Source organism: Lysinibacillus sp. SGAir0095 (genome assembly GCF_005491425.1).
Classification (GTDB): domain Bacteria; phylum Bacillota; class Bacilli; order Bacillales_A; family Planococcaceae; genus Ureibacillus.
This window is the reverse complement of record NZ_CP028083.1, coordinates 3,811,882-3,833,002: the sequence shown is the minus strand read 5'-3', so window position 1 is coordinate 3,833,002 and position 21,121 is coordinate 3,811,882. Positions and strand designations below refer to the sequence as shown.

Genomic DNA, 21,121 nt, shown 5'->3' with positions numbered 1-21,121 from the left:
AGTTAAATATAAGGAAACTATTCTTGTGTTTTACGTTCTGATTGGATTTCTAAAAAAGCATTAGCGAAGCGGAAAAGCTTTTGTGCTTCAGGATCTTTTAATAATTTTAATAGACCAAATAAACCGATTGATTCGTTTGTAGCTTCTGCACGATCTTTTGCTTCAATGGCAGTAGCAGCTAAAGTTTTAACTGAACCAATAACCGGTTCTGACATTTCTTTAAGAGCGCTCACTGTATCGTTCTTTAATACTTCATCAGTTGCAACTAATTGAGCTAAATCATAAGTTTTAGTTAAAAGTGTTACAACCTCAGTTAACTTAGGTAGTTGTTCTACTAAAGTAGTTAGTGATTCTTGAACTTCAGGCTTTAATAATTGGTCAAGTAAATCTGTTCTTCCTGTAAGTAAGCTTTGCTGAGCTTGAGTCAATTCTTCTGACATATCCAATTCTCCTTTACATTTTGCCTCTTGTGCTTTTTACATTGAAAAAATTTGAAATTTCACATACAAGCTATACAACACACATTGAAATCAAACCAAATTTTTCGTCATTGTGAAATTTATACATCTTCAATGATAAACTAAATATTCTCGTAATCCTATAGTTCTTTGTTAAAAATCTAAAAGTTAGTAATATGTTAGAAAATTTTTAATATAAAAACGATTCGATGTTAAAAAGAATGTATTTTCTAAATTAATATGGTGCTTTAATTGATATCTGTGTGCTTTACAAGATGAATTATACGACTTAATTCTTGTAATTTCTATCAATAAAATAATTATATTATTTAATCACTCTACAAAAGCAAACGAATTACTTTTATATAATGATTTTTATTGTTGTTGATCATTCGTAACAACGTTGGAGACTTTCTTTTTAAACTCTTTGCTATAATTCGTCGCTTCGATCAATGCTTTTTCTTCAGTTGGAATTCGAACAGCTAACATCGCAAAGTTTAGTAGGGTAAAGCAAATTGCCGTAATATACGCCTGAAACATTAATGGAAGCAGTAAAATTTCAATACATACAACAAGATAGTTTGGATGTCTGATAAATTGATAGGGGCCTTTTCTTACAACATTTGCTCCAGGCAGGATGATGATTTTTGTATTCCAATATGGTCCCAATGATGCTAGACACCATACTCTTAAGCCTTGCACTAATAAGAATAAAATAAAAAACAAAAAAAACAGGGGTGAAATTGTCCGGTTAAGGAGAAGGACTTCGCCAATTAAGCATAGAAAAAAGCTAACATGAAGGGTAATCATAATTGGGTAATGTGAAGCGCCAACTTCATAGGCTCCGGCAGCTAACATTTTTTTCTCATTTCTTCTTGCAATAATCACTTCAATAATCCTTTGTAAAATAACAATAGAAACAAATAGTATAAAAAACATTAGTTAATCCCTCCATTGAAGTAATAGCGCTTCTCCGCTAAATCCAGGCCCAAGAGCAAGTAATAGACCATAAGTATTAGGGTTTTCTTCATTTAACATAAATTGCTCCAACACATAATGAACGGTTGGCGAGGACATATTTCCATTTTGTTGAAGTACTTTTCTTGATATGGCCGTATGCTGTTCGGTCATATTTAAGGCTTCTTCATAGGCAGCTAAAACCTTTTTTCCTCCAGGATGGGCCACTAAATTTTTAATTTGTTCCTTAGTAAGCTTTTGTTCCTCTAAAAAGTCATCGATAAATGGACCGAGCCATTTGTTAATAATAGTCGGTATGTCTCTAGAGAAAATAACGTGAAGTCCATCATTTTTTACATCCCATCCCATGACACCTTCTGAATCTGGCATCCATTTCGAAGCTGTATTCACAATATAAGGCATAGGCATTTTATTTTTTATTGGAACGTTATCACCGCAGACTAAAAGACAGGAAACTCCATCTGCAAAGAGAGAGGCACCTACTAAGTTACTTTTTGAAAAATCATTTGCTTGAAATGTTAAGCTGCAAAGTTCCACACAGACAACGAGCACCTTTTCTTCTGGGTGAGCTAAGCAGTAATCAAATGCTCTACTTATCCCTGCAGCACCACCTGCACATCCAAGTCCCCAAATAGGTATACGCTTCAATCGATCAGAAAATTCTAGTTTGTTCATGATCCGTGCGTCAATGCTGGGGGTGGAAATTCCTGTACTGGATACAAAGATAATCCCATCAATCTCATTAGATGAGAGAGGCTGCTCTAAAAAGCTCGTATTTGAAAGGCAGGATTTAATAACGGTAACACCGTACTCCACAGCTAAATCGATATACAAATCATTCCGTTCTTCAAAGCTATGGTCTTTCTTATGCCATTCTAATGGAACACAAAAATGACGTTGTTTTATCTCGCCGTTTTCAAATACTTTCAATAAGCGTTCCAGTTGAGGGATATTATTCGTAAATAGTTCCTTGGTTAGTTGCTCAATATTACTTTGTTCTAGTTTATGTGGGGGATTGTATGTACTAATAGATGAAATTTTTGGCATGAAAAATCTCCTTTTAGTTCTAGTTTTCCCTTAAAAATGTTAAGTATGCATAATTGAGACAAGGAACGCTCGGGAAAAAAGAGGCTGGGACATAAGTAGAAATCATAAGAAAGTTAGCGCAAATTTGATACTTTCATAATTGATTGAAGTATAGGGTCGACTCTTGCGGGAATAGCACAACGCCCGAGACTACAGGCTCGGGCAGTGCCCGCGAAAAAGCGTACCCGGAACGGAAATCAATCTCCACCACAACGAAAAAACACTATTTTTCTACTTGAGAAAATGGTGTTTTTGGGTTTTGTCCCAGCCTCGAAGTTCTATTAATCTGAAGGTTTTTTGGTTTCATTTAATGTTAATGTTTTTAAAAGTAATTCTAAATAGAGTAAAAAATAATCGATGCAGTCCTTTACAAGCTCTGAATATTCATAGAAATTAGTGTTTTTCTGATAATGTAGATAATCATTTTTCAAAACCTCAAGTAATTTTTTAGAGAAGAGGTGGATGTTTGTCGAATGAAATTGCTCTAAACAGGCAATGACATTACAAAAAAGAATAATATCCTCAGAATCAGGATGCTCCAATATGGCGATATCCTTTAGTAAAATCTCAAGGGACTTAATATAACCGAAATAGGCAATATCATAGTATCCCAAAAGTTCGCAGTTTGTAGATTGAGTGTATAGGTTTTGAAACTTTGTCGATGTATTTTTAATCAATGAGCTCTCATTAAAACCGTACTTTGGAATGGAAATAAGGTATTTTTCATTTGTTATCGTCTCATTGCGATTATCATTGAATATAAAATAGTCGTTTTTACATGAAGGGCAAGTTAAAGAAATGACACTTAATTTAAAGCTATTATTTTCAAGTGAATACGTATTTTCAGTTGTAGGATGAATTTCTAAATTGCAATGTGGGCATTTGTTTAAAACTATGTATTCCTGATTTTCATGATCATAGTGTATTTTCTTCAGCTTTTTTTCATGTTTTTGCATAGTTAGAAATTGCTCCTTTATGAGGCAGTTAAGTGTCTTCGGAAATAATTCATATATAGTATGAACAATATACTCTTCATTTTTACATAGAAAAAAGACTAATTAAAAAAGAGAGTTGCGCGAAGAGAACTGTTATAGAAGTGAAAAGAAATGAATTGAGTTCTAAGCCAAGTTATAGTAAAAACGCTTTTATACAATTGAATGAAACGCATCATGAGGGTAAATCATTGGTCGAAACGCGTTTCATCAAGCCTATGAAGGACCTTTTCACTGATCTTATTCTTAAAGTGTCCTTCATAGGAATAGTATGGCTAAAATTAAACAAAAATCGGTTATTGTTTATCTACATAAACTAAAATCGCATCTCTTAAAAACTCGGTGCCACCTTCAACTGTCTTGTCGTAGTTGGCTTTAAAGCGTTCGTCTGCGACATACATTTCCGCAAGTCCTTTATGAGCTTCTTTTGTATAGGATGACCATGAATACGTTAACCATTCTTTATGCTTTGCAGCAAGAAGCTGAGCTAAATCTGAACTTGGGTCACCGGTTGCCAGAGCTTTTGGAAGCAGTTCGAAAATTTCATTTCCCAGCAGTTCCATTGCTTCATAATCTTCCTTTGACATCCCTCGAAGCTTGGCGTTGGACTCATCAACGGTTTTATTACCATATTTTGCTCGAATTTCTTCTCCGTATTTCTGTTCGTTTTCGGTAATTAAGTTTTCTTTAAAAGCCTCAAATTTTTCTTCATTACTCATTACACTTTCTCCTTTCTGATGAGCAATTGTTTTGTCAATTGTCTCGATTAATTTATCTAGGCGGGCACGTTTTTGGACAAGCTTATTATGATGGTGCAACAGCGCGGTCATTTGATCGAAATCAGGCTCATTCATTATTTGAATAATTGTCTCTAGGTCTACTTCCAACTCTCGAAAGAATAAAATTTGCTGTAATCGATCGATTTCATTTTGGCCATAGATTCGATAGCCAGAGCTATTGATTCTAGATGGTTTTAATAAGTTGATTTCATCGTAATAGCGTAATGTTCTGCTGCTTATACCCGCTATTTTTGCTAATTTGCTAATCGTGTATTCCATCATTATCCCTCCCGATAAATTCATCTTAAAGGTTGACGTAACGAGAATGTCAACATTGTAAAAAACTTTTTTGCAAAAAAATAATCATAGCGTGAGATTGAGACATGCTTTAATATAATCATATTGAAGAGAAGAAGAAATTTTATAATAAATTACCCGTTGAAAGGTAGTAACAGTAATGGAAAATAAGAAAGTCCAAGTAAAGCAGCCAAGGTATCAAAAGATAGCTGCTGATATAGCATCCAGAATTGTTGAGAAAAAATTCTTGGTTGGGGAAAAAATTTATGCAAGATCCTCTCTAGCAAGTCAGTATAATGTATCATCTGAAACGGCAAGAAGAGCAATTGCTGTTCTGCAAGATCTAGAAATTGTAGAGGCAACAAAGGGCAGCGGGGTTATGATTAAATCCTATGAAAAAGCTGCACAATTTGTCCATCAGTTTTTGGAAGTACAATCCGTTTATCAAGTGCAATTAGAGATGCTAGAAAGTATTAAAAGACAAAAGAATGAGTTGGAAGTTTTACAAGAAACAACGGAAAGGCTTGTTAGTCGTACGGAACGATTCAAATCAGTCAATCCATTTGTACCATTTCAAGTTGAAGTTCGTGATGAAACACCATATCTTTCACAATCCATTGGCAGCATTAACTTTTGGCAAAATACAATGGCAACGATTGTAGGAATTCGTCGTGGAGTGGAATTAATGATTTCTCCAGGGCCATATGCTACCTTCGAACAAGGAGATGTCATTTATTTTATTGGGAATGACGAATGTTTAGAGCGAGTACAAAAATTTTTATATCCAAAATGATTAGGGCATAGATACCGTTACGAACGGTGTCTATAGCCCTTTTTTTATTGAAAAAAGGTATATCTCTATTACTAGATTCATAGAATGTTCAGTTGACATAAGTAACAACCTTTTGTTAGGATGAAGTTGTTGCTTAGTTGTAAACTAATAAAAAACAGATTTGAGAAAAATAGGAAGGGAGTGCGGTATGGAGAAGATTAAAGTTGAAAATGTGACGAAAATCTTCGGTAAGCATATTAATCATGCACTTAAGCTTGTCGAGCAGAAAAAAAACAAAACAGAGATTTTAAAGCAAACAGGTGCTACAATCGGCGTCTATGATGCGAGCTTTTCAGTCAATGAAGGTGAAATCTTTGTAATTATGGGTCTTTCAGGTAGTGGTAAGTCAACGCTTGTACGTCTGCTAAACCACCTCATTGAACCAACCAGCGGAAGTATCTACATAGATGGTGAAAACATCTCCAAAATGAATAAACATCAGCTCCGAACAATACGTCGCGAAAAAATGAGCATGGTGTTTCAAAACTTCGGTTTATTTCCACAGCGAACAGTCCTTGCTAATACCGAATATGGATTAGAAGTGCGAGGTATCCCTAAAGAAGAAAGAACAAAAAAAGCGGAAACAGCTTTAGAAAACGCAGGATTATTACCATACAAAGATCAATTCCCGAGTCAATTATCAGGGGGGATGCAGCAGCGTGTTGGATTAGCGCGTGCTTTAGCAAATGACCCGGATATTTTGTTAATGGATGAGGCATTCTCTGCACTTGATCCATTAATTCGAAAAGATATGCAGGATGAATTATTAGATTTACAACAAAAAGTGAGAAAAACCATTATATTCATTACACATGATTTAAATGAGGCATTACGTATTGGTGATCGGATTGCATTGATGAAGGATGGAAAAATCATTCAAATCGGTACGGGAGAAGAGATCCTTACAAATCCGGCAAACGATTATGTTAGAACATTCTTGGAGGATGTAGACCGTTCTAAGGTATTAACAGTAGAAAATGCAATGATTCGACCAATATCGGTGAATGTTGAAATTGATGGACCAAAAGTAGCGTTGAAACGGATGCGTGAAGAAGAGGTCAGTGTGCTACTGGCGGTTGATAAAAATAGAGCGTTTAAAGGTTATATCACTGCGGATGATGCATTAGAGGCAGCAAAACGTGGCGAAAAAGATGTACTGGGTATTTTGAAAACAGATATGAATGTAGTGCCGCCTGATATGCTGATTCAAGATGTATTAGGAATTATATCCGAATCACCGACTCCTTTAGCAGTTGTAAATGAAAATAAACTTGTAGGTGTCTTAATCAAAGGTGTAGTCATTCAATCTCTTGCTTCAGATAGTGAGGAGGTGACTGCAAATGAGTAAAATGCTAGATTCTATTCCAAGATTGCCGGTATCAGATTCAGTGGAATCAATTATGGACTGGTTAACAGGTAACTTATCAGGATTATTCGGTTTTCTACAATCCGGTGGTAAAAATTCGATGAACTTTATAACGGATATGCTCGTTGCCATTCCGCCAGTTGTATTTATTTTAGTCATTGCGCTCATTGCGTTTTTTGCAACGAAAAGAAAGTTTGGCTTGGCTATCTTCTCGATCATCGGTCTGTTATTCATTTATAACCAAGGTTTGTGGGGACAGTTGATGAACACCGTTACCCTTGTTATTTTCTCAAGTATTATTGCTATCATTATTGGGATTCCATTAGGGATTTTAATGTCGAAAAGTACAGTTGCCGAAAATGTTATAAAGCCGATTTTAGACTTTATGCAAACAATGCCAGGGTTTGTTTATTTAATTCCAGCAGTAGCCTTCTTCGGAATCGGTGTTGTACCGGGTGTATTCGCCTCTGTTATTTTTGCATTACCCCCAACAGTACGTTTTACAAATCTAGGTATTAGACAAGTGCCTAGAGAATTGGTTGAAGCGGCTGATTCTTATGGTAGTACTGGGTGGCAAAAACTTTTCAAGGTTGAATTGCCATTAGCAAAATCAACAATCATGGCTGGTATTAACCAAACAGTTCTGTTATCCCTATCAATGGTTGTTATTGCATCGATGATTGGTGCACCTGGTTTAGGTCGAGAAGTGTTATCTGCTTTGCAACGTGCTCAAGTTGGTAATGGGTTTGTTGCGGGACTTAGTCTTGTAATTTTCGCCATTATTGTCGACCGTTTAACGCAAAGCTTAAATAAAAAGAAATAACATAAAGAAAGGAAGATTTGATGGATTTCAAAAAGTTGAAAATGATGGGTTTAGCTCTAGGAATGGGTGCGATGCTTGCTGCATGTAGCGGTTCAGATGAAGGGGAATCTTCTACAGAAGAGTCAGGAGATTCAAATGGATCGGCAACATCTGAAGAATCGAAAGAAATTAACTTAGCTTATGTTGAGTGGGATACTGAAGTTGCCTCTACACATGTTGTAGGTAAAGTATTAGAAGATCTAGGTTATGATGTAACTTTAACACCACTAGATAATGCGATTATGTGGGAAGCTGTATCAAACGGTGAAGCCGATGCGATGGTTGCGGGGTGGTTACCAAATACGCATGCTTCTCAATATGCAGAATACAAAGATAGCTTAGTAGAGTTAGGTGAAAACTTAACAGGAGCTAAAATTGGGTTAGTTGTGCCTTCTTATATGGATGTTAATTCGATCGAAGACTTAACTGACGAAGCAGACATGACGATTACAGGTATTGAACCTGGTGCAGGTGTTATGGCTGCAACCGAACAAGCTATCAAAGATTATGAAAACCTAAATGATTGGGATTTATTGCCATCATCATCAGGTGCGATGACAGTTGCTTTAGGTCAAGCGATTGAAAATGAGGAAGAAGTAATTGTAACAGGTTGGTCTCCACACTGGAAGTTCTCATCTTATGATCTAAAATACTTAGAAGATCCTAAAGGTGTATTTGGTGGGGAAGAGACAATCAATACATTTGCGCGTACTGGCTTAGAAGAAGAAATGCCAGAAGCTTTCAAAGTACTGGATGCTTTCAACTGGACAACAGAAGATATTGAATCAGTCATGCTTGATATTAATGGAGGTACAGATCCAAAAGAAGCAGCTGCTAAATGGATTAATGATCATGCAGACAAAGTGGCTGAATGGACAGAGGGCGTAGAATAATTATAAATCGCTGGCATGCATCGATAAATGCTAATGGTTAATGATTTAAAATTTCTTACAAAAAAATGGAGTTATCTAATCATTGGATAACTCCATAAAATTTTTAGATAAGAAAGCATTAACTTTTTTTGTTAACTAGGGCTAATAGCTAAAAAGGTGTCGTTAAGCTGAATTTTCTAAAAAGGGGATGGAAAAATGGTAAAGTTAAAGTCGATTGGGGTTACTCTAGGCGTATCTGTTTCCCTACTATTAACTGGCTGTGGAAACGCAGAAGGAAATCGAGATAATGAGAGTACATCAGGAGAGACCGCTAGTTTAGGTGAGAAATTAGATTATACGATTACAGGAATTGAACCGGGAGCGGGGTTAACTGGGCTATCCCATAATACACTAGAAGAATATGAAAACTTGGAAGGTTGGGAACTTCTAGAAAGTTCAACAGCAGGTATGTTAGGTGCATTGGATGAAGCAATTAAAAACGAAGAGCCAATTATTTTTACAGGCTGGACGCCGCACTGGATGTTCTCTGCATATGATTTGAAAATTCTAGAAGATCCCAAAGGCACTTTGGGTGGAAGTGAAAACATAAACACAATTGTTAGAAAAGGTCTAGAAGAGGATATGCCTAGTGCTTATAAAATTCTTGATCGTTTCTACTGGGAGCCAGAAGATATGGAAGCTGTGATGTTTGATGCGCAAGAGGTTCCGTTTGAAGAAGCGGCAATGAATTGGATAGAAGAAAATCATGATAAAGTAGAAGGATGGGTAGAAGGTGTGGAGAAAGTAGAAGGAGAAGAAATTGAATTAGTTTCTACACCATGGGATACGGAACGTGCCTCCGGCTATGTGATGAAGGCAGTATTAGAACAACTAGGATACGAGGTAACATTGACTCCCGTAGACCCTGCAATTATGTTCGAAGCAATCGCTTCTGGTGAAGGAGATGCAACTGTTGCTCCTTGGTTACCTTCGACACATGCTTCTTTCTATGAAAAGCACGAAGAAGACTTTATCGATTTAGGTGAAAACTTAAAAGGTACACAAAATGGATTCGTAGTTCCAGCTTATATGGAGATTGACTCGATTGAGGATTTGCAGCCTAAAGAGTAAATTCAACCAAAATTTGCACAAAGGAGAATTCCCGTAAGGGGTTCTCCTTTTAAGTCTATTTAAAGAATGAACCAAACAAGGTAAAGTGTCAGATGTTAATAATAGAGTGAACATGGACTTTAAAGTATTTCTATTTCATTTCCTTAAATCAATAGACATCCCTAATGCAGCCATTGCTAATAAAAACCATAGGCACTTTATTAAAATGAAAATTGAAAATGCAAAGATAGGTGATGAATTGTTTTAATTCATCACCTATCTATCATTTATCTATCGTATCGTATCCGATTACTGTCCATATCCCAGTAGCATCCTGCTTTACAAGTCTTTTTAAGTAAACGAGTTTAATGAAAGTATCAATATCATTTACTTCTACAACAGCTGTATCCTTGGTGCTGTGTAAAAGCTTCAAGTTTCCTTCTTCAATTGGATATTCTCCTTCTATCCCACCGGGTGAGATCTGTAAACTCACAAATACCTGCGTTGTCATGAGAGGGTCTAGTCTCCATGGAGAATGTCCTTCGTCTACACTTTTTTGCTCAATGGCTTCTTTTTTTAAATCATACGGTACCTCTATCTGTGGATTGATATCGTATTCTTTCGCTTGAACTGGATAGATAATATTGTTATAAATATCAACACTTTCAAGCTCAACAATTAACTGAGTCGATTCAAGAAATGCGGGAATTGCATTTTCTTCTATAATGTCCACAGTAAAAACCTCCGTCTTTATTAGGTATGTTAAGACATTACCGTTATTATTTACAATTGTTTGTTTTTTACACTGAAAAGGAAGAATAATTTTATAAAATCAACTTCCTCCTTATATAATAAGTAACAAACTAAGTGATTTTTCCAATGATTGATATTTGTTAAGTATGTTTGTTATTGTCTGATTTAATTCTTCTATATTAATTTTTCCAGTATGATTTAATATAAATAGGCAAAAGGAGAAGCTCAAAAAGTTGCGCTTCTCCTGCATTCTTTAATCGACCATTCTCTTTTTATAAAGCACGATAGTAAAAGCCCAAATGATGATGGACCAAACTAGTAATGTAATAATGGGAACTAGGATATCGCTTGCTGTATATGCTTGCTCAATCGACTCTGCTAATAAAACAATTTGTGCACTAGGTAACCATTCTGCTAATTGCATGATTGGGTATTTTTCTGAAAGTAATATAGCAAACGGTCCAAATGAGAAGATTAACATAATTGGTAAAATTGCTACCGATGCTTCCAAAATCGTTTTTGTAAAGAGTGCACATAAAGTTCCTAATCCGATATAAAATACTGCAGACAGGAAAAGGACAATGCCGATAATCAACCAGTTAGCGGGATTGTAACCAACTATATAAATTGAAAGCAAGATTGTAACAAAAGAAATTGAAAATACTAGTAAACTTTTGCCAAGTAATATGTCGAATAAAGTTGCTGGTGATAGCATTAAGCTTCGAAGAGTATTTCTTTCTTTTTCCTCTGCGATCAAACAGCATTGTACAAAGCTGGTAACTGCCACAAATGCGAGGTTAATTGGCAGGAAATAACCTTGCATACTATCTACACCCGTTTGATTGTAGAAAAAAGCCATTATAAGGGGTAATAGTACCATTGTTGAAACCGCGTAATTTCGGGAAAATTCTTTATAGTCCTTCATGAAAATTGCTTGAATACGAGTTAAATTCATATTAAATCACTCCCTGTCATTTGCATGAATATATCACCTAATGTTGGTTCGTTTGTATAAATACGAGATAGAAGTCCTTGATTCATCCAATCATATACTTTTTTTGCTTGATCTTTGCTATTTTCAATACAATGTTCAGTGCCATCTACCAGTTCCACGGTAATCGTATCATCACTAAATTGTTTCTTTAGTTCTTGTGGTGAACCAATAGCACGAATTTTACCTTTATGTAAAAAGGCGACACGATCACAAAGGGTTTCAGCTTCACTCATGTCGTGGGTTGTTAGAAAAATGGTCGTACCCATTTCATTTAATTTGCGTAATCCATTATAGATATGTTGTGTATTTACTGGATCCAATGCAGAAGTGGGTTCATCTAAAAATAATAATTCGGGCTTATGCATAATTGAACGGGCTAATGTAACACGCTGAATCATGCCTTTAGATAACTTGCTCACTTTTTTCTTGCGATCTTTATACAGGTTTACAAAATCTAATGCCTCTTTAACTGAATAACTTGGCAACTCATAAAGCTTACTATAAAGTAATAAATTTTCTTCAACAGACAATCTGGAGTAAAGCCCACTATTATCTGTTAGAATCCCAAATCTAGCTCTATTCGTATTCTTTCTCATTTCCTCTGCATCCTGCCCTAAGACAAATACACTGCCACCTGATCTTGTTAATTGAGCAGTTAATATTTTAATTGTAGTTGTTTTTCCAGACCCACTTGGACCTAAGAAACCAAAAATTTCTCCTTTTTTAATACTGAATGAAACATCCTGTAATGCCTCCTCTTTTTGGAAGGTTTTTTGTAAGTGCTGTACGTCAATTACATTCGTCATTCTTCATTCCTCCTAATTCGTTGTCTACAAATCTAGAATAATTAGAAACAATAAGTTAGGCATTAAAATTCAGGCGAAAGGAGTTATTTCTTGATAGATGGTGTCAAAAAAACCTCAAATGGAGCAGCGAAATTTCCCAGGAAATTTGTTAAATCCCAATTATTCGTTTTAATTCGACTAATTTGTTTTTCGATAAAGGTACAATTGTATCCTTGGAGGTGTGAAGGGCCAAGCTATAGCTATTTCTTGTCCAAGTGATAATTTCCCTTACTTTTTGTAAGTTCACAATATAAGAACGGTGACATCTGAAGAAGCCAAAGGGTGTCAGTTTTTGTTCGAGATCATTTAAAGTCAGGGAAGAAGGGTAAGCTTCGCCACCTACATATACAGACACTTGTCCTTCAATGCTTTCAATATAGTCTATTTCAGGCGGATTAAATAAAATGATTTTATCGTTAAGTTTTGTTGGGATTTTTTCGAAGCGAAAAGGAATAGGCTCATTTTTCTTAGATGGTATTGTAGCATCTTCTTCCTCTTTTACATCTAACGTGTGTAAGCCTGCTGAGTCCAGACGATATACAGTATCGCTACTAATAAGGATGTCTTCCATATTATTTGATAATAATATAATGGATTTTTGTTCTTTTTTTAATGAGAGCAATATGTTCATAATCGTTTTTTTTGCATGTTCATCTAAGTTTTGTAGTGGTTCTTCAATAACCTGGATGGATTTATCGTTAAAAAAACAGTGGATGAAACGTAATCTTTGTTTATCTGCATAAGATAAATTGCTTAATCTTACTTTTTTTTGATCAGCTAACCCGAATAGGTTCAATAAATCGCCTTTATTTGTTGAAGGGTTATATAAGCCTTTTAAAAAATTTATATATTCATGAACAGATAAACGGTTATATAGTCCATTATCTCTATGTTCGATATGTATTTGGGGATTAGAAGCAAATTGTTTTTTTAGATAGTTTAATTTTGCTACATCTGAGTAAATGCCAATGATGGAACCCTTTTCTAGTTGCATTTCAATACTTGGAGAGATGACATTTCCTTCTATAGCAAATGCATCAATTGTTAAGGCAAGGTTTGAATTCATAGTAATTCCTTTCTGGTTTATTATTATAAAATTAATGCTATTAAAATAATTATACACAAATGGCAATGGTAGGAAAAATTTGTTTCGAATTAGAGCGTTTGAAAAGACGATTCGAAATATCATAAAATAAAAAAGTACTTCACCGGTAGAAGTACTTTTTTTAATAGCTATTTTATTGGAATCCAAATTTCTGAGTAGTAATCTGGTTTTGATGCATCTTCATTCGTGTATACCTCTAATTCTGCTGTTCCAGCAGGTTTATATGGATTGGAAGGGAACCATTCTGAATAGATCTTCTTCCAAGTATCCTGCATGGCATGTGGCATCGCACCGTGGACTTCAAAGATAACCCATTTTGAAGCAGGGATTTCATAGGAATCAATTCCATTTGGCGTTTCCCCTCGATGTGCAGTAGCAATCCAATAGTCCATTTTTCCATTTTGTTTTTCATTTTCTTCGACAGTACATACGCCAAGAATACCTTGAATATCTCCATTGTTTAAATTAATAAGTTGATCATTAGTTCCATCAGAATGAACGTCACTCCAAAATTGTGGTATTTCACTTAGGTTTTCTCCATTTTTGTAATTATACGTTCTCTTAACGCCAACAACTTGAAATGACTCTTTTTCGATAATTTTGTAATTCATTGGTAATGCTCCTTCCAACTTAATTTTTATGACGAGGCGGTTATAAGATTGTAGAGGACCCAATTTTTTTCGAGCTTCCATGGGAGAAAGCTTATGCTGTTTTCGAAAAGCTTTTGCAAATGATTCAGGTGTCTCATAACCATATTTATAAGCGATGTCGATAATTTTATCGTTTGTATTGACTAAATCCTGAGCAGCTAGGGTTAGACGTCTTCTGCGAATATAATCGCCAACTGTTATATCCGTTAAAATAGAAAAAGTTCTTTGAAAATGAAATGCAGACGAATTGCATGCTTTAGCTATTTGTTCGATGGATAAATCGACGTCTAATAAATGGTTCTCCATATAATCAATTGCTTTTTGAATCGAGTCTACCCAACTCATATAAATCACCTCTATAGAAATAATAAGGGAAAGGCATTTTTGTATCTGGTCTTTGTATGCTTTCTTTGGACAGTTTTATTTTAAAAGAACAGAATTTTAATGACATGTTAAATGATGAAGAATTTTGATAAAATGAAATAACGATTAAGTAATGAGGAGGAAACTTTGTGGCAATGCTTGTCCTTTTTTTCATAGTATTTATCGGGATACTGTTTGCGGTAAATGTTTATGTATATGAAAACAGTGAGTTTAGCAAGCTAACTGGCCATTCCCTTTTATCCGTTTGGACGAATAAAGAAGTGAGATTTTTATATAAATTAGCTCAAAAGTTAAAAAAAGTAAAGGGCGAATTGAAAATTTTATATAATATTGCTCTTCCTCAAAGTGAATGGAAAATAGATTTCATACTCCTACACCAATCGGGAATATATGTCATTAATGCAAAGCGTTCCAGTGGGTGGATTTATGGGAGTGAGCAAGATCTTCAATGGGCTCAGGTTTTGGAAAACGGTCAAATGAATACTTTCCGTAACCCTATTATTGAGAATAAACTAAAGATTGATGATGTGAAAAAATACAATCCTGAAGTAAGCAATGACTTATATCAATCACTGGTTGTTTTTAATAAGAATTGCTCATTTAAAAAGGTTGAAATACGCTCACAGGATGTAGATGTCTTTAAAATTGATGAATTAAAAACTTTCTGGAATGATAGAATGGACCATATCTTAACTAAAGACCAAATGATGTCGATTTATTCTAATTTAGAGACTTACATGATAAAAAAGCCAACTAAAGAAAAAGCTCCTTTTAAGGATGCTGCTTCAAGCTAAGGGAAAATGGATTATCTCGTAGGAGATGATCTTTTTTTATTGTAAATGGTGTTCCTTGATTTCGAGGAGAACAATAAAGTCCTATCGAAAGTATTGTTAAAAGTCTACCTATATAATATTGTGAATTTTCTATGAATATAGAAACCTACCATGTACAATATAGTAAAAGTATTTAAGGGTGGGGCAATGAGAAAAATCCATTATAGCTGGGTGATCCTGGCAGTTACATTTACAGCTATTATTGTAGCTGGCATTATACGTTCATCTTCTGGAATCTTTCTAGATCCCTTTGAATCGGAGTTTGGCTGGGGAAGACCGACAATTTCCTTTGCTTTTGCAGTTTGTCTGTTTTTATATGGCTTTTCGGGACCGTTTATGGCGGCCTTTGTTGAGGTCTTTGGTTTGAAGCGAATTATGCTTTATTCAATGGCCATTCTTTCTGTTGGTCTAGCCTTAACTTTTATCATGAAAAGTGAGTGGCAGTTAATATTAATCTGGGGTGTTATGTTAGGAATTGGCTCAGGTTTGTTTTTAACAGTGTTAAGTACACAAGTAGCAAATCGCTGGTTTGTTAAAAGACGCGGTCTGGCTGTAGGGATATTAACAGCGGCAACTGCTACAGGACAATTAATATTACTCCCTGTTTTAGCAAACTTTGTAGAGAACTATTCATGGCGTTCGGCAATTTTATTAATATTTGCATTAAGTATTTTGATGTTGATTGTCATCGGAATTTTTATGAAAAGTTGGCCTGAGGATTTGGGACTCACACCGTATGGACAAGAAGAGGCACCAACTGAAGAAGTACTTTCATCAACAAAGCGTAATCCTTTTAAAATGGCCATTTCTTCATTATTAGAAGGGATAAAAGTAAAAGAGTTTTGGCTATTAGCTGGGAGCTTCTTTATTTGTGGCCTATCTACAAGTGGATTAATCGGGACTCATTTTATTTCCTATTGTATCAGCTTCGGCATTCCCTTAGTTACTGCCGCTGCGATGTTATCTTTTATGGGTGTGTTTGACTTAATCGGTACCACAGTATCAGGCTGGTTATCGGACCGTTACGATAATCGCTGGTTATTGTTTTGGTATTACACATTGCGTGGGATATCTCTTCTGTTCTTACCCTTTGCATTGGCTGAAGGATCCTACACTTGGCTTGTTATATTCTCAATTTTTTACGGCTTGGACTGGATTGCAACTGTCCCACCGACAATTGGCTTAACAAGACAGAAGTTTGGTATTGAAAAAAGTGCCATGATGTATGGTTGGATTACAGCTAGCCATCAGGTAGGGGCGGGGGTAGCAGCATATACAGGCGGTGTAGTGTTTAAGGTGTTTGGTTCTTATATGTGGGCATTCCTTTTAGCCGGTGGTTTTTGTTTATTAGCCAGCTTATTTGTAATTTTACTAAAAAAACATAATCCTAGAGAACTTGTTTAGTTTTTCAAACTATATGAATAGATGATATGATACTTACAGCAAATAAAAAGGAGCATGAGTGTGGGAAAGGTATCAAAAAGAGTTGCTAGTATTTTATATATGAAAGAACATGAAACACTTTTTTCCTGTCCTCTATGTCAAGATAGTATGCATGTCACGGATGACGGTCACGTAATATGTGGCAATCATCATTCATTTGATATTGCGAAACAAGGCTATGTGAATTTCATGATTAAACCCTCTACTTCGATGTATAGTAAAAGTTTATTTGAATCACGTCAGGAAATAATTAATAGTGGTCTATATAATCCATTGCAACAATTGATTGCAAAACTTATTGGAGAAGAAGCACAAATAATATTAGATACAGGGTGTGGGGAAGGCTCTCATTTAGAAAGAATCGCCAAGTTATTGCCACAAGATGTGGTAGCAATAGGGATAGATATTTCAAAAGAAGGAATCCAGTCTGCTGCGAAGTTTTATGAGCAAAAAATCTGGTGTGTCGGCGATTTAGCGAATAGTCCATATAAAGAACGATCAATTGATTGTATTTTAAATATTTTATCGCCTGCTAATTACGATGAGTTCAGTAGATTGTTAAGACCAAATGGAAAGGTCATCAAAGTGGTGCCTCAATCAGATTATTTGAAGGAAATTCGAACACAGGCTTTCGCTAATTCGGAAAAAGAAAGTTATTCAAATGCTCAAACAGTACAGCGGTTTAAAGAGCATTTCACGAATGTATTGCACGAACGTATTACATATACAATGCCTCTTGAGCCGCGCCTTGTTCCCAAACTTCTCGAAATGACACCTCTTGGCTGGCACCTGCAAGAAGAAATTGCATTAAGCGAAATTACAATCGATTTGGATGTTTTAGTCGGCGAGCTTTCGATATAATGAATTGAACACTGAGTATATAAGTGTAAGTAGATTCAATAAAACAAAATGTATAAAAAGGTAGGAATGCAACAGTGTTATATGATTTTGCTGCAAGATTAGTTAGAGAATTTTTAAGGCTTAATGGATCAAAAGCCAAAGTGTTTGGAAAAGAACATTTACCTAAAGAAGGCGGCTATATTATTGCTTGTACACATAATGGATATGCAGATATTCTAAATTTAGGTGTGTCCTTATTACCGAGACATATTCATTTTATGGCGAAGAAACAGTTGTTTGATATGAAAGTGCTTGGCCCACTTGTATCCAATTTAAATGCATTTCCTGTGGACAGAGAAAATCCTGGACCTAGTGTTATCAAAATTCCTAGACAACTCATTAAAGAAGGAAAAATTGTCGGGATATTCCCAAGTGGAACCCGCTCACAGGAGAATGCGGAGTTGAAACAAGGGGCTATTACAATTGCCCAGCTTTCAAAGGGGCAAATAGTTCCAGCAGCATACGTTGGACCACGAAATGTTGGAGAAGTAATGAAGCGACAAAAAGGGTATTTAATCTTCGGCGAGCCCTTTGCAGTTGGAGCTGGTAAAGAAGCGCGTGATGAAGCAGCCCAGCATTTGGAAAAGGAATTACAGCGACTTACAGAAGAACTTAAATTAAAAATAAAATAATACAACTAACACTTTCCTATTGCTGGAAAGTGTTTTTTAAAAGGGGAAAATAGAATGGATATTCATGACGTAAAGGATCTATCCGAACGTTTTAATGAAGCAGTCGAACTCTTTTGGGGATATTGGGGTTCCGAGAATAATCGTCTTTTTTATGAGCAATGTATGCAGAATTCTCATGGTTCTGATGGCATCCCACGCTTCTATGTAGCGATGATAGAAGGAGAAATGGTCGGTACATATGCTTTACTTCGAAATGATATAAATAGCAGACATGATTTATATCCTTGGTTTGCTTGTCTATATGTAAAAGAGGAATATCGAAAAAAAGGAATTGCATTTAGATTATTACAGCATGGTGCTGAACAAAGCAAAAATCTTGGCTTTAAGAATCTATATTTAGAAAGTAATTTAGATGGCTTTTATGAAAAGTTAGGCTGGAAGGAAAACGGCATAGCCTATGATCCATTTGGACATCATGCAAAAATATATGAGAAAAATTTGGAGGAGTAAAGATGGTATGTGTTCTTTTTGTTTGTCTAGGGAATATTTGTCGTTCACCAATGGCTGAAGCAGTATTGCGTGACATGGTGGAAAAAAGGGGCTTAAGTAGCGCCATTAAAGTTGATTCTGCAGCGACATGTTCATGGCATGTTGGGGAGCAACCTCATAAGGGAACTCGGGAAAAGCTAAAAGAATTTGGAATTTCAACAAGTGGTATGAAAGGTCGACAGCTTTCAACTGATGATTTTGAAACATTTGATTATATCGTAGGAATGGACAATAGTAATATCCAAAACATACGGGAAATGCTTGGGCAGCCAGACCACCCTAAAATTTTCAGATTCTTGGACCTAACACCCCATGGAAAGGATGTACCAGATCCTTATTATACAGGAGATTTTCAGGAAACATATGAATTGGTTGTAGAGGGCTGTGAAGCATTGCTAAACAAAATTCTGTCTGAAATAAAGTAAAGCTTGGTTATCTAAAAAATCTCTTTCGCTTTTAATGTACTGTTCCAGTAAAAACCGGGTATTACTAAGGAAAAGGTACTTTTTTTTGGAGGAGAGCTATGGAGACTAAGGGTAGAAGAAAAAGTAGCAATGTTGAAGATCGCCGTGGAATGAGTAAAGGTGTAATCGGTGGCGGTATCGGTGGAGTAGGAATTATTATCGTTATTATTTTTACGCTACTAAATGGTGGGGATGCTGGGGATGTATTGAATCAGATAAACCAAGGGCAGATTCAAAATGGAAGCAATACCGAATACGTTCCGACTGCCGAGGAAGAAGAACTGGCGGAATTTGTTTCAGTAGTGCTAGCTGATACTGAGGATGTTTGGCAACATTTGTTTCAGGAACAAGGTTTATCCTATGAAAACCCAAGCCTAGTATTGTTTACTGACAGTGTTCAGTCCGGCTGTGGAGTTGCTGGTGCCGCTGTTGGGCCGTTTTACTGTCCAGCGGATTATAAATTATATATCGATCTTAGTTTTTATCAGGAGCTTAAGAACCGATTTGGGGCTCCGGGAGATTTCGCAATGGCTTATGTTGTGGCACATGAAGTAGGACACCATGTACAAACCTTACTAGGTACTTCCCAGCAGGTGCATGCTCTAAATGATAAGGTCAGTCAAGCGGAGTATAATGCACAGACTGTAAAACTAGAGTTGCAGGCAGATTATTATGCAGGTGTCTGGGCCAATCATGTACAGGATTTAGGTTATTTAGAGACTGGGGATATTGAAGAGGCGTTGACTGCTGCGAATGCAATTGGAGATGATACTCTTCAAATGGAGGCGCAAGGGTATATTGTACCAGAGAGTTTTACGCATGGTACAAGTGAACAAAGGGTGCGTTGGTTCAAAAAGGGCTTTGAAAGTGGCACACTTGAAGGTGGAGACACATTTAGCGCAGATGAATTGTAATTAGTAATGGAAGTTTATTTGAATTCGGACCATCTTTCATCTTTTTCTTTAATAATAGAATAGTGTATAATATTACAGTCTCATTTACTTTAAGGGTTTCTTTTAACCTTCAATTACGCGGATAGCAAAGTATACGTAACAAGGATATCCGCATAAGAAAAAACAGCAACTCAAGCCTCTTGGGGTGAGTTGTGTTTTTTAAATATATTTAATATTACGGAAAAGAGAGTGAAATTAATGGGTCGTAAATGGAATAACATTAAAGATAAGAAAGCCGAAAAAGACAAAAATACAAGTCGTATTTACGCTAAATTCGGGACTGAAATTTATGTAGCTGCGAAAAAAGGCGAACCAGATCCAGAATCAAACTCAGCCTTAAAGTTTGTTTTAGAACGTGCTAAAACATACAATGTACCAAAGCATATAATCGATAAAGCAATCGACAAAGCTAAAGGTGCTGGCGGAGAAGACTATGACGAGTTACGTTATGAAGGATTTGGTGTAGGTGGAACGATGGTTATCGTTGATGCCCTAACAAACAATGTAAACCGTACTGCTTCCGACGTGCGTGCTGCATTCGGAAAAAACGGAGGAAACATGGGAGTATCGGGTTCAGTTACTTATATGTTCGACTCAACTGCCGTATTTGGGATTGAAGGAAAAACAGCTGATGAAGTATTAGAAATTCTATTAGAAGCTGATGTTGATACACGTGATGTATTTGAAGAAGAAGACAACGTCATCGTTTACGCGGAACCAGATCAATTCCATGCAGCTCAAGAAGCATTTAAGGCAGCAGGAATCACTGAATTTACAGTAGCCGAGCTGACTATGCTTCCTCAAACAGAAGTAGCATTATCTGGAGACGATGCAGCGAAATTCGAAAAAATGATTGATGCTTTAGAAGATCTAGAAGATGTTCAACGCGTATATTTTAACGCTGATTTAGGCGAATAATAGTCTGAATAAATCATAAACCTCAGTAGTGTTTAATTGCTACTGGGGTATTTATTTTGTATAAAA

23 protein-coding genes are annotated in these 21,121 nt (G+C 35.9%); 13 read left to right on the top strand and 10 right to left on the bottom strand.

The window, feature by feature from the left end:
• Positions 1 to 17: 17 nt before the first annotated feature.
• From C1N55_RS18810 to C1N55_RS18790, 5 genes are all read right to left on the bottom strand, one after another.
• A complete protein-coding gene (locus C1N55_RS18810; RefSeq protein WP_137730213.1) occupies positions 18 to 440 on the bottom strand; it encodes a DUF1641 domain-containing protein in 423 nt (140 codons plus the stop codon).
• Between the two features lie 393 nt (positions 441 to 833).
• The gene (locus C1N55_RS18805) at positions 834 to 1,397 is read right to left on the bottom strand and encodes an isoprenylcysteine carboxyl methyltransferase family protein (RefSeq protein ID WP_137730212.1); all 564 of its coding nucleotides are present in this window, start codon (positions 1,395 to 1,397) and stop codon (positions 834 to 836) included.
• Positions 1,398 to 1,400: 3 nt separating this feature from the next.
• Positions 1,401 to 2,483 (bottom strand): type III polyketide synthase, encoded by a 1,083-nt coding sequence (locus C1N55_RS18800; protein WP_137730211.1) that lies wholly within the window; start codon positions 2,481 to 2,483, stop codon positions 1,401 to 1,403.
• A 320-nt stretch (positions 2,484 to 2,803) separates the two neighbouring features.
• On the bottom strand, positions 2,804 to 3,478 hold the full coding sequence (locus tag C1N55_RS18795; RefSeq protein ID WP_137730210.1) for a hypothetical protein: 675 nt from the start codon (positions 3,476 to 3,478) through the stop codon (positions 2,804 to 2,806).
• Between the two features lie 332 nt (positions 3,479 to 3,810).
• A complete protein-coding gene (locus C1N55_RS18790; protein ID WP_137730209.1) occupies positions 3,811 to 4,572 on the bottom strand; it encodes a MerR family transcriptional regulator in 762 nt (253 codons plus the stop codon).
• A 178-nt stretch (positions 4,573 to 4,750) separates the two neighbouring features.
• Here C1N55_RS18790 and C1N55_RS18785 point away from each other — a divergent pair, with 178 nt between their 5' ends.
• The 5 genes from C1N55_RS18785 (at position 4,751) to C1N55_RS18765 (ending at position 9,653) form a co-directional block, all read left to right on the top strand.
• A complete protein-coding gene (locus tag C1N55_RS18785; protein ID WP_137730208.1) occupies positions 4,751 to 5,383 on the top strand; it encodes a GntR family transcriptional regulator in 633 nt (210 codons plus the stop codon).
• 187 nt (positions 5,384 to 5,570) lie between these two features.
• Positions 5,571 to 6,770, top strand: coding sequence for a quaternary amine ABC transporter ATP-binding protein (locus tag C1N55_RS18780; RefSeq protein ID WP_137730207.1), 1,200 nt, complete (start codon positions 5,571 to 5,573; stop codon positions 6,768 to 6,770).
• Complete coding sequence (locus C1N55_RS18775) at positions 6,763 to 7,611, top strand: ABC transporter permease (RefSeq protein ID WP_137730206.1); 849 nt, start codon at positions 6,763 to 6,765, stop codon at positions 7,609 to 7,611. The genes C1N55_RS18780 and C1N55_RS18775 overlap by 8 nt, the downstream gene beginning before the upstream one ends.
• A gap of 20 nt (positions 7,612 to 7,631) precedes the next feature.
• The gene (locus C1N55_RS18770) at positions 7,632 to 8,543 is read left to right on the top strand and encodes a glycine betaine ABC transporter substrate-binding protein (protein ID WP_137730205.1); all 912 of its coding nucleotides are present in this window, start codon (positions 7,632 to 7,634) and stop codon (positions 8,541 to 8,543) included.
• A 195-nt stretch (positions 8,544 to 8,738) separates the two neighbouring features.
• Positions 8,739 to 9,653, top strand: coding sequence for a glycine betaine ABC transporter substrate-binding protein (locus tag C1N55_RS18765; protein ID WP_137730204.1), 915 nt, complete (start codon positions 8,739 to 8,741; stop codon positions 9,651 to 9,653).
• Between the two features lie 262 nt (positions 9,654 to 9,915).
• Here C1N55_RS18765 and C1N55_RS18760 read toward each other — a convergent pair whose 3' ends face one another.
• The 5 genes from C1N55_RS18760 to C1N55_RS18740 all read right to left on the bottom strand — a co-directional run bounded on the left by C1N55_RS18760 (position 9,916) and on the right by C1N55_RS18740 (position 14,324).
• The gene (locus C1N55_RS18760; RefSeq protein ID WP_137730203.1) at positions 9,916 to 10,365 is read right to left on the bottom strand and encodes a hypothetical protein; all 450 of its coding nucleotides are present in this window, start codon (positions 10,363 to 10,365) and stop codon (positions 9,916 to 9,918) included.
• A gap of 273 nt (positions 10,366 to 10,638) precedes the next feature.
• Positions 10,639 to 11,340, bottom strand: a complete 702-nt coding sequence (locus C1N55_RS18755) for an ABC transporter permease (RefSeq protein WP_137730202.1) — start codon at positions 11,338 to 11,340, stop codon at positions 10,639 to 10,641.
• Positions 11,337 to 12,185, bottom strand: coding sequence for an ABC transporter ATP-binding protein (locus tag C1N55_RS18750; RefSeq protein WP_137730201.1), 849 nt, complete (start codon positions 12,183 to 12,185; stop codon positions 11,337 to 11,339). Before C1N55_RS18750 ends, C1N55_RS18755 begins: the two co-directional genes overlap by 4 nt.
• Before the next feature lie 148 nt (positions 12,186 to 12,333).
• A complete protein-coding gene (locus C1N55_RS18745) occupies positions 12,334 to 13,290 on the bottom strand; it encodes a LytTR family transcriptional regulator DNA-binding domain-containing protein (protein ID WP_137730200.1) in 957 nt (318 codons plus the stop codon).
• Positions 13,291 to 13,457: 167 nt separating this feature from the next.
• The gene (locus C1N55_RS18740; RefSeq protein WP_137730199.1) at positions 13,458 to 14,324 is read right to left on the bottom strand and encodes an AraC family transcriptional regulator; all 867 of its coding nucleotides are present in this window, start codon (positions 14,322 to 14,324) and stop codon (positions 13,458 to 13,460) included.
• 173 nt (positions 14,325 to 14,497) lie between these two features.
• On the opposite strand from C1N55_RS18740, the gene C1N55_RS18735 reads away from it, so the two are divergent.
• The 8 genes from C1N55_RS18735 to C1N55_RS18700 all read left to right on the top strand — a co-directional run bounded on the left by C1N55_RS18735 (position 14,498) and on the right by C1N55_RS18700 (position 21,055).
• On the top strand, positions 14,498 to 15,157 hold the full coding sequence (locus C1N55_RS18735) for a nuclease-related domain-containing protein (protein ID WP_240758507.1): 660 nt from the start codon (positions 14,498 to 14,500) through the stop codon (positions 15,155 to 15,157).
• Between the two features lie 186 nt (positions 15,158 to 15,343).
• Positions 15,344 to 16,600 carry an MFS transporter gene (locus C1N55_RS18730; RefSeq protein WP_137730695.1) on the top strand — a complete coding sequence of 419 codons (1,257 nt, stop codon included), beginning with the start codon at positions 15,344 to 15,346 and terminating at the stop codon, positions 16,598 to 16,600.
• A gap of 60 nt (positions 16,601 to 16,660) precedes the next feature.
• A complete protein-coding gene (locus C1N55_RS18725) occupies positions 16,661 to 17,500 on the top strand; it encodes a putative RNA methyltransferase (RefSeq protein ID WP_137730197.1) in 840 nt (279 codons plus the stop codon).
• Positions 17,501 to 17,574: 74 nt separating this feature from the next.
• Entirely contained in the window at positions 17,575 to 18,171 is a 597-nt protein-coding gene (locus C1N55_RS18720) for a lysophospholipid acyltransferase family protein (RefSeq protein WP_137730196.1), read from the top strand.
• A gap of 54 nt (positions 18,172 to 18,225) precedes the next feature.
• Positions 18,226 to 18,681 (top strand): GNAT family N-acetyltransferase, encoded by a 456-nt coding sequence (locus C1N55_RS18715; protein WP_137730195.1) that lies wholly within the window; start codon positions 18,226 to 18,228, stop codon positions 18,679 to 18,681.
• A gap of 2 nt (positions 18,682 to 18,683) precedes the next feature.
• The gene (locus C1N55_RS18710) at positions 18,684 to 19,145 is read left to right on the top strand and encodes a low molecular weight protein-tyrosine-phosphatase (RefSeq protein ID WP_137730194.1); all 462 of its coding nucleotides are present in this window, start codon (positions 18,684 to 18,686) and stop codon (positions 19,143 to 19,145) included.
• A 98-nt stretch (positions 19,146 to 19,243) separates the two neighbouring features.
• Positions 19,244 to 20,098, top strand: a complete 855-nt coding sequence (locus tag C1N55_RS18705; RefSeq protein WP_137730193.1) for a KPN_02809 family neutral zinc metallopeptidase — start codon at positions 19,244 to 19,246, stop codon at positions 20,096 to 20,098.
• 237 nt (positions 20,099 to 20,335) lie between these two features.
• On the top strand, positions 20,336 to 21,055 hold the full coding sequence (locus C1N55_RS18700; RefSeq protein ID WP_137730192.1) for a YebC/PmpR family DNA-binding transcriptional regulator: 720 nt from the start codon (positions 20,336 to 20,338) through the stop codon (positions 21,053 to 21,055).
• Positions 21,056 to 21,121: the final 66 nt, after the last annotated feature.

Bases quoted from the DNA above. Each gene is read 5' to 3' on its own strand.
- C1N55_RS18810 (WP_137730213.1), bottom strand. From the start codon at position 440: ATGTCAGAAGAATTGACTCAAGCTCAGCAAAGCTTACTTACAGGAAGA.
- C1N55_RS18805 (WP_137730212.1), bottom strand. From the start codon at position 1,397: ATGTTTTTTATACTATTTGTTTCTATTGTTATTTTACAAAGGATTATT.
- C1N55_RS18800 (WP_137730211.1), bottom strand. From the start codon at position 2,483: ATGCCAAAAATTTCATCTATTAGTACATACAATCCCCCACATAAACTA.
- C1N55_RS18795 (WP_137730210.1), bottom strand. From the start codon at position 3,478: ATGCAAAAACATGAAAAAAAGCTGAAGAAAATACACTATGATCATGAA.
- C1N55_RS18790 (WP_137730209.1), bottom strand. From the start codon at position 4,572: ATGGAATACACGATTAGCAAATTAGCAAAAATAGCGGGTATAAGCAGC.
- C1N55_RS18785 (WP_137730208.1), top strand. From the start codon at position 4,751: ATGGAAAATAAGAAAGTCCAAGTAAAGCAGCCAAGGTATCAAAAGATA.
- C1N55_RS18780 (WP_137730207.1), top strand. From the start codon at position 5,571: ATGGAGAAGATTAAAGTTGAAAATGTGACGAAAATCTTCGGTAAGCAT.
- C1N55_RS18775 (WP_137730206.1), top strand. From the start codon at position 6,763: ATGAGTAAAATGCTAGATTCTATTCCAAGATTGCCGGTATCAGATTCA.
- C1N55_RS18770 (WP_137730205.1), top strand. From the start codon at position 7,632: ATGGATTTCAAAAAGTTGAAAATGATGGGTTTAGCTCTAGGAATGGGT.
- C1N55_RS18765 (WP_137730204.1), top strand. From the start codon at position 8,739: ATGGTAAAGTTAAAGTCGATTGGGGTTACTCTAGGCGTATCTGTTTCC.
- C1N55_RS18755 (WP_137730202.1), bottom strand. From the start codon at position 11,340: ATGAATTTAACTCGTATTCAAGCAATTTTCATGAAGGACTATAAAGAA.
- C1N55_RS18750 (WP_137730201.1), bottom strand. From the start codon at position 12,185: ATGACGAATGTAATTGACGTACAGCACTTACAAAAAACCTTCCAAAAA.
- C1N55_RS18745 (WP_137730200.1), bottom strand. From the start codon at position 13,290: ATGAATTCAAACCTTGCCTTAACAATTGATGCATTTGCTATAGAAGGA.
- C1N55_RS18740 (WP_137730199.1), bottom strand. From the start codon at position 14,324: ATGAGTTGGGTAGACTCGATTCAAAAAGCAATTGATTATATGGAGAAC.
- C1N55_RS18735 (WP_240758507.1), top strand. From the start codon at position 14,498: ATGCTTGTCCTTTTTTTCATAGTATTTATCGGGATACTGTTTGCGGTA.
- C1N55_RS18730 (WP_137730695.1), top strand. From the start codon at position 15,344: ATGAGAAAAATCCATTATAGCTGGGTGATCCTGGCAGTTACATTTACA.
- C1N55_RS18715 (WP_137730195.1), top strand. From the start codon at position 18,226: ATGGATATTCATGACGTAAAGGATCTATCCGAACGTTTTAATGAAGCA.
- C1N55_RS18710 (WP_137730194.1), top strand. From the start codon at position 18,684: ATGGTATGTGTTCTTTTTGTTTGTCTAGGGAATATTTGTCGTTCACCA.
- C1N55_RS18705 (WP_137730193.1), top strand. From the start codon at position 19,244: ATGGAGACTAAGGGTAGAAGAAAAAGTAGCAATGTTGAAGATCGCCGT.
- C1N55_RS18700 (WP_137730192.1), top strand. From the start codon at position 20,336: ATGGGTCGTAAATGGAATAACATTAAAGATAAGAAAGCCGAAAAAGAC.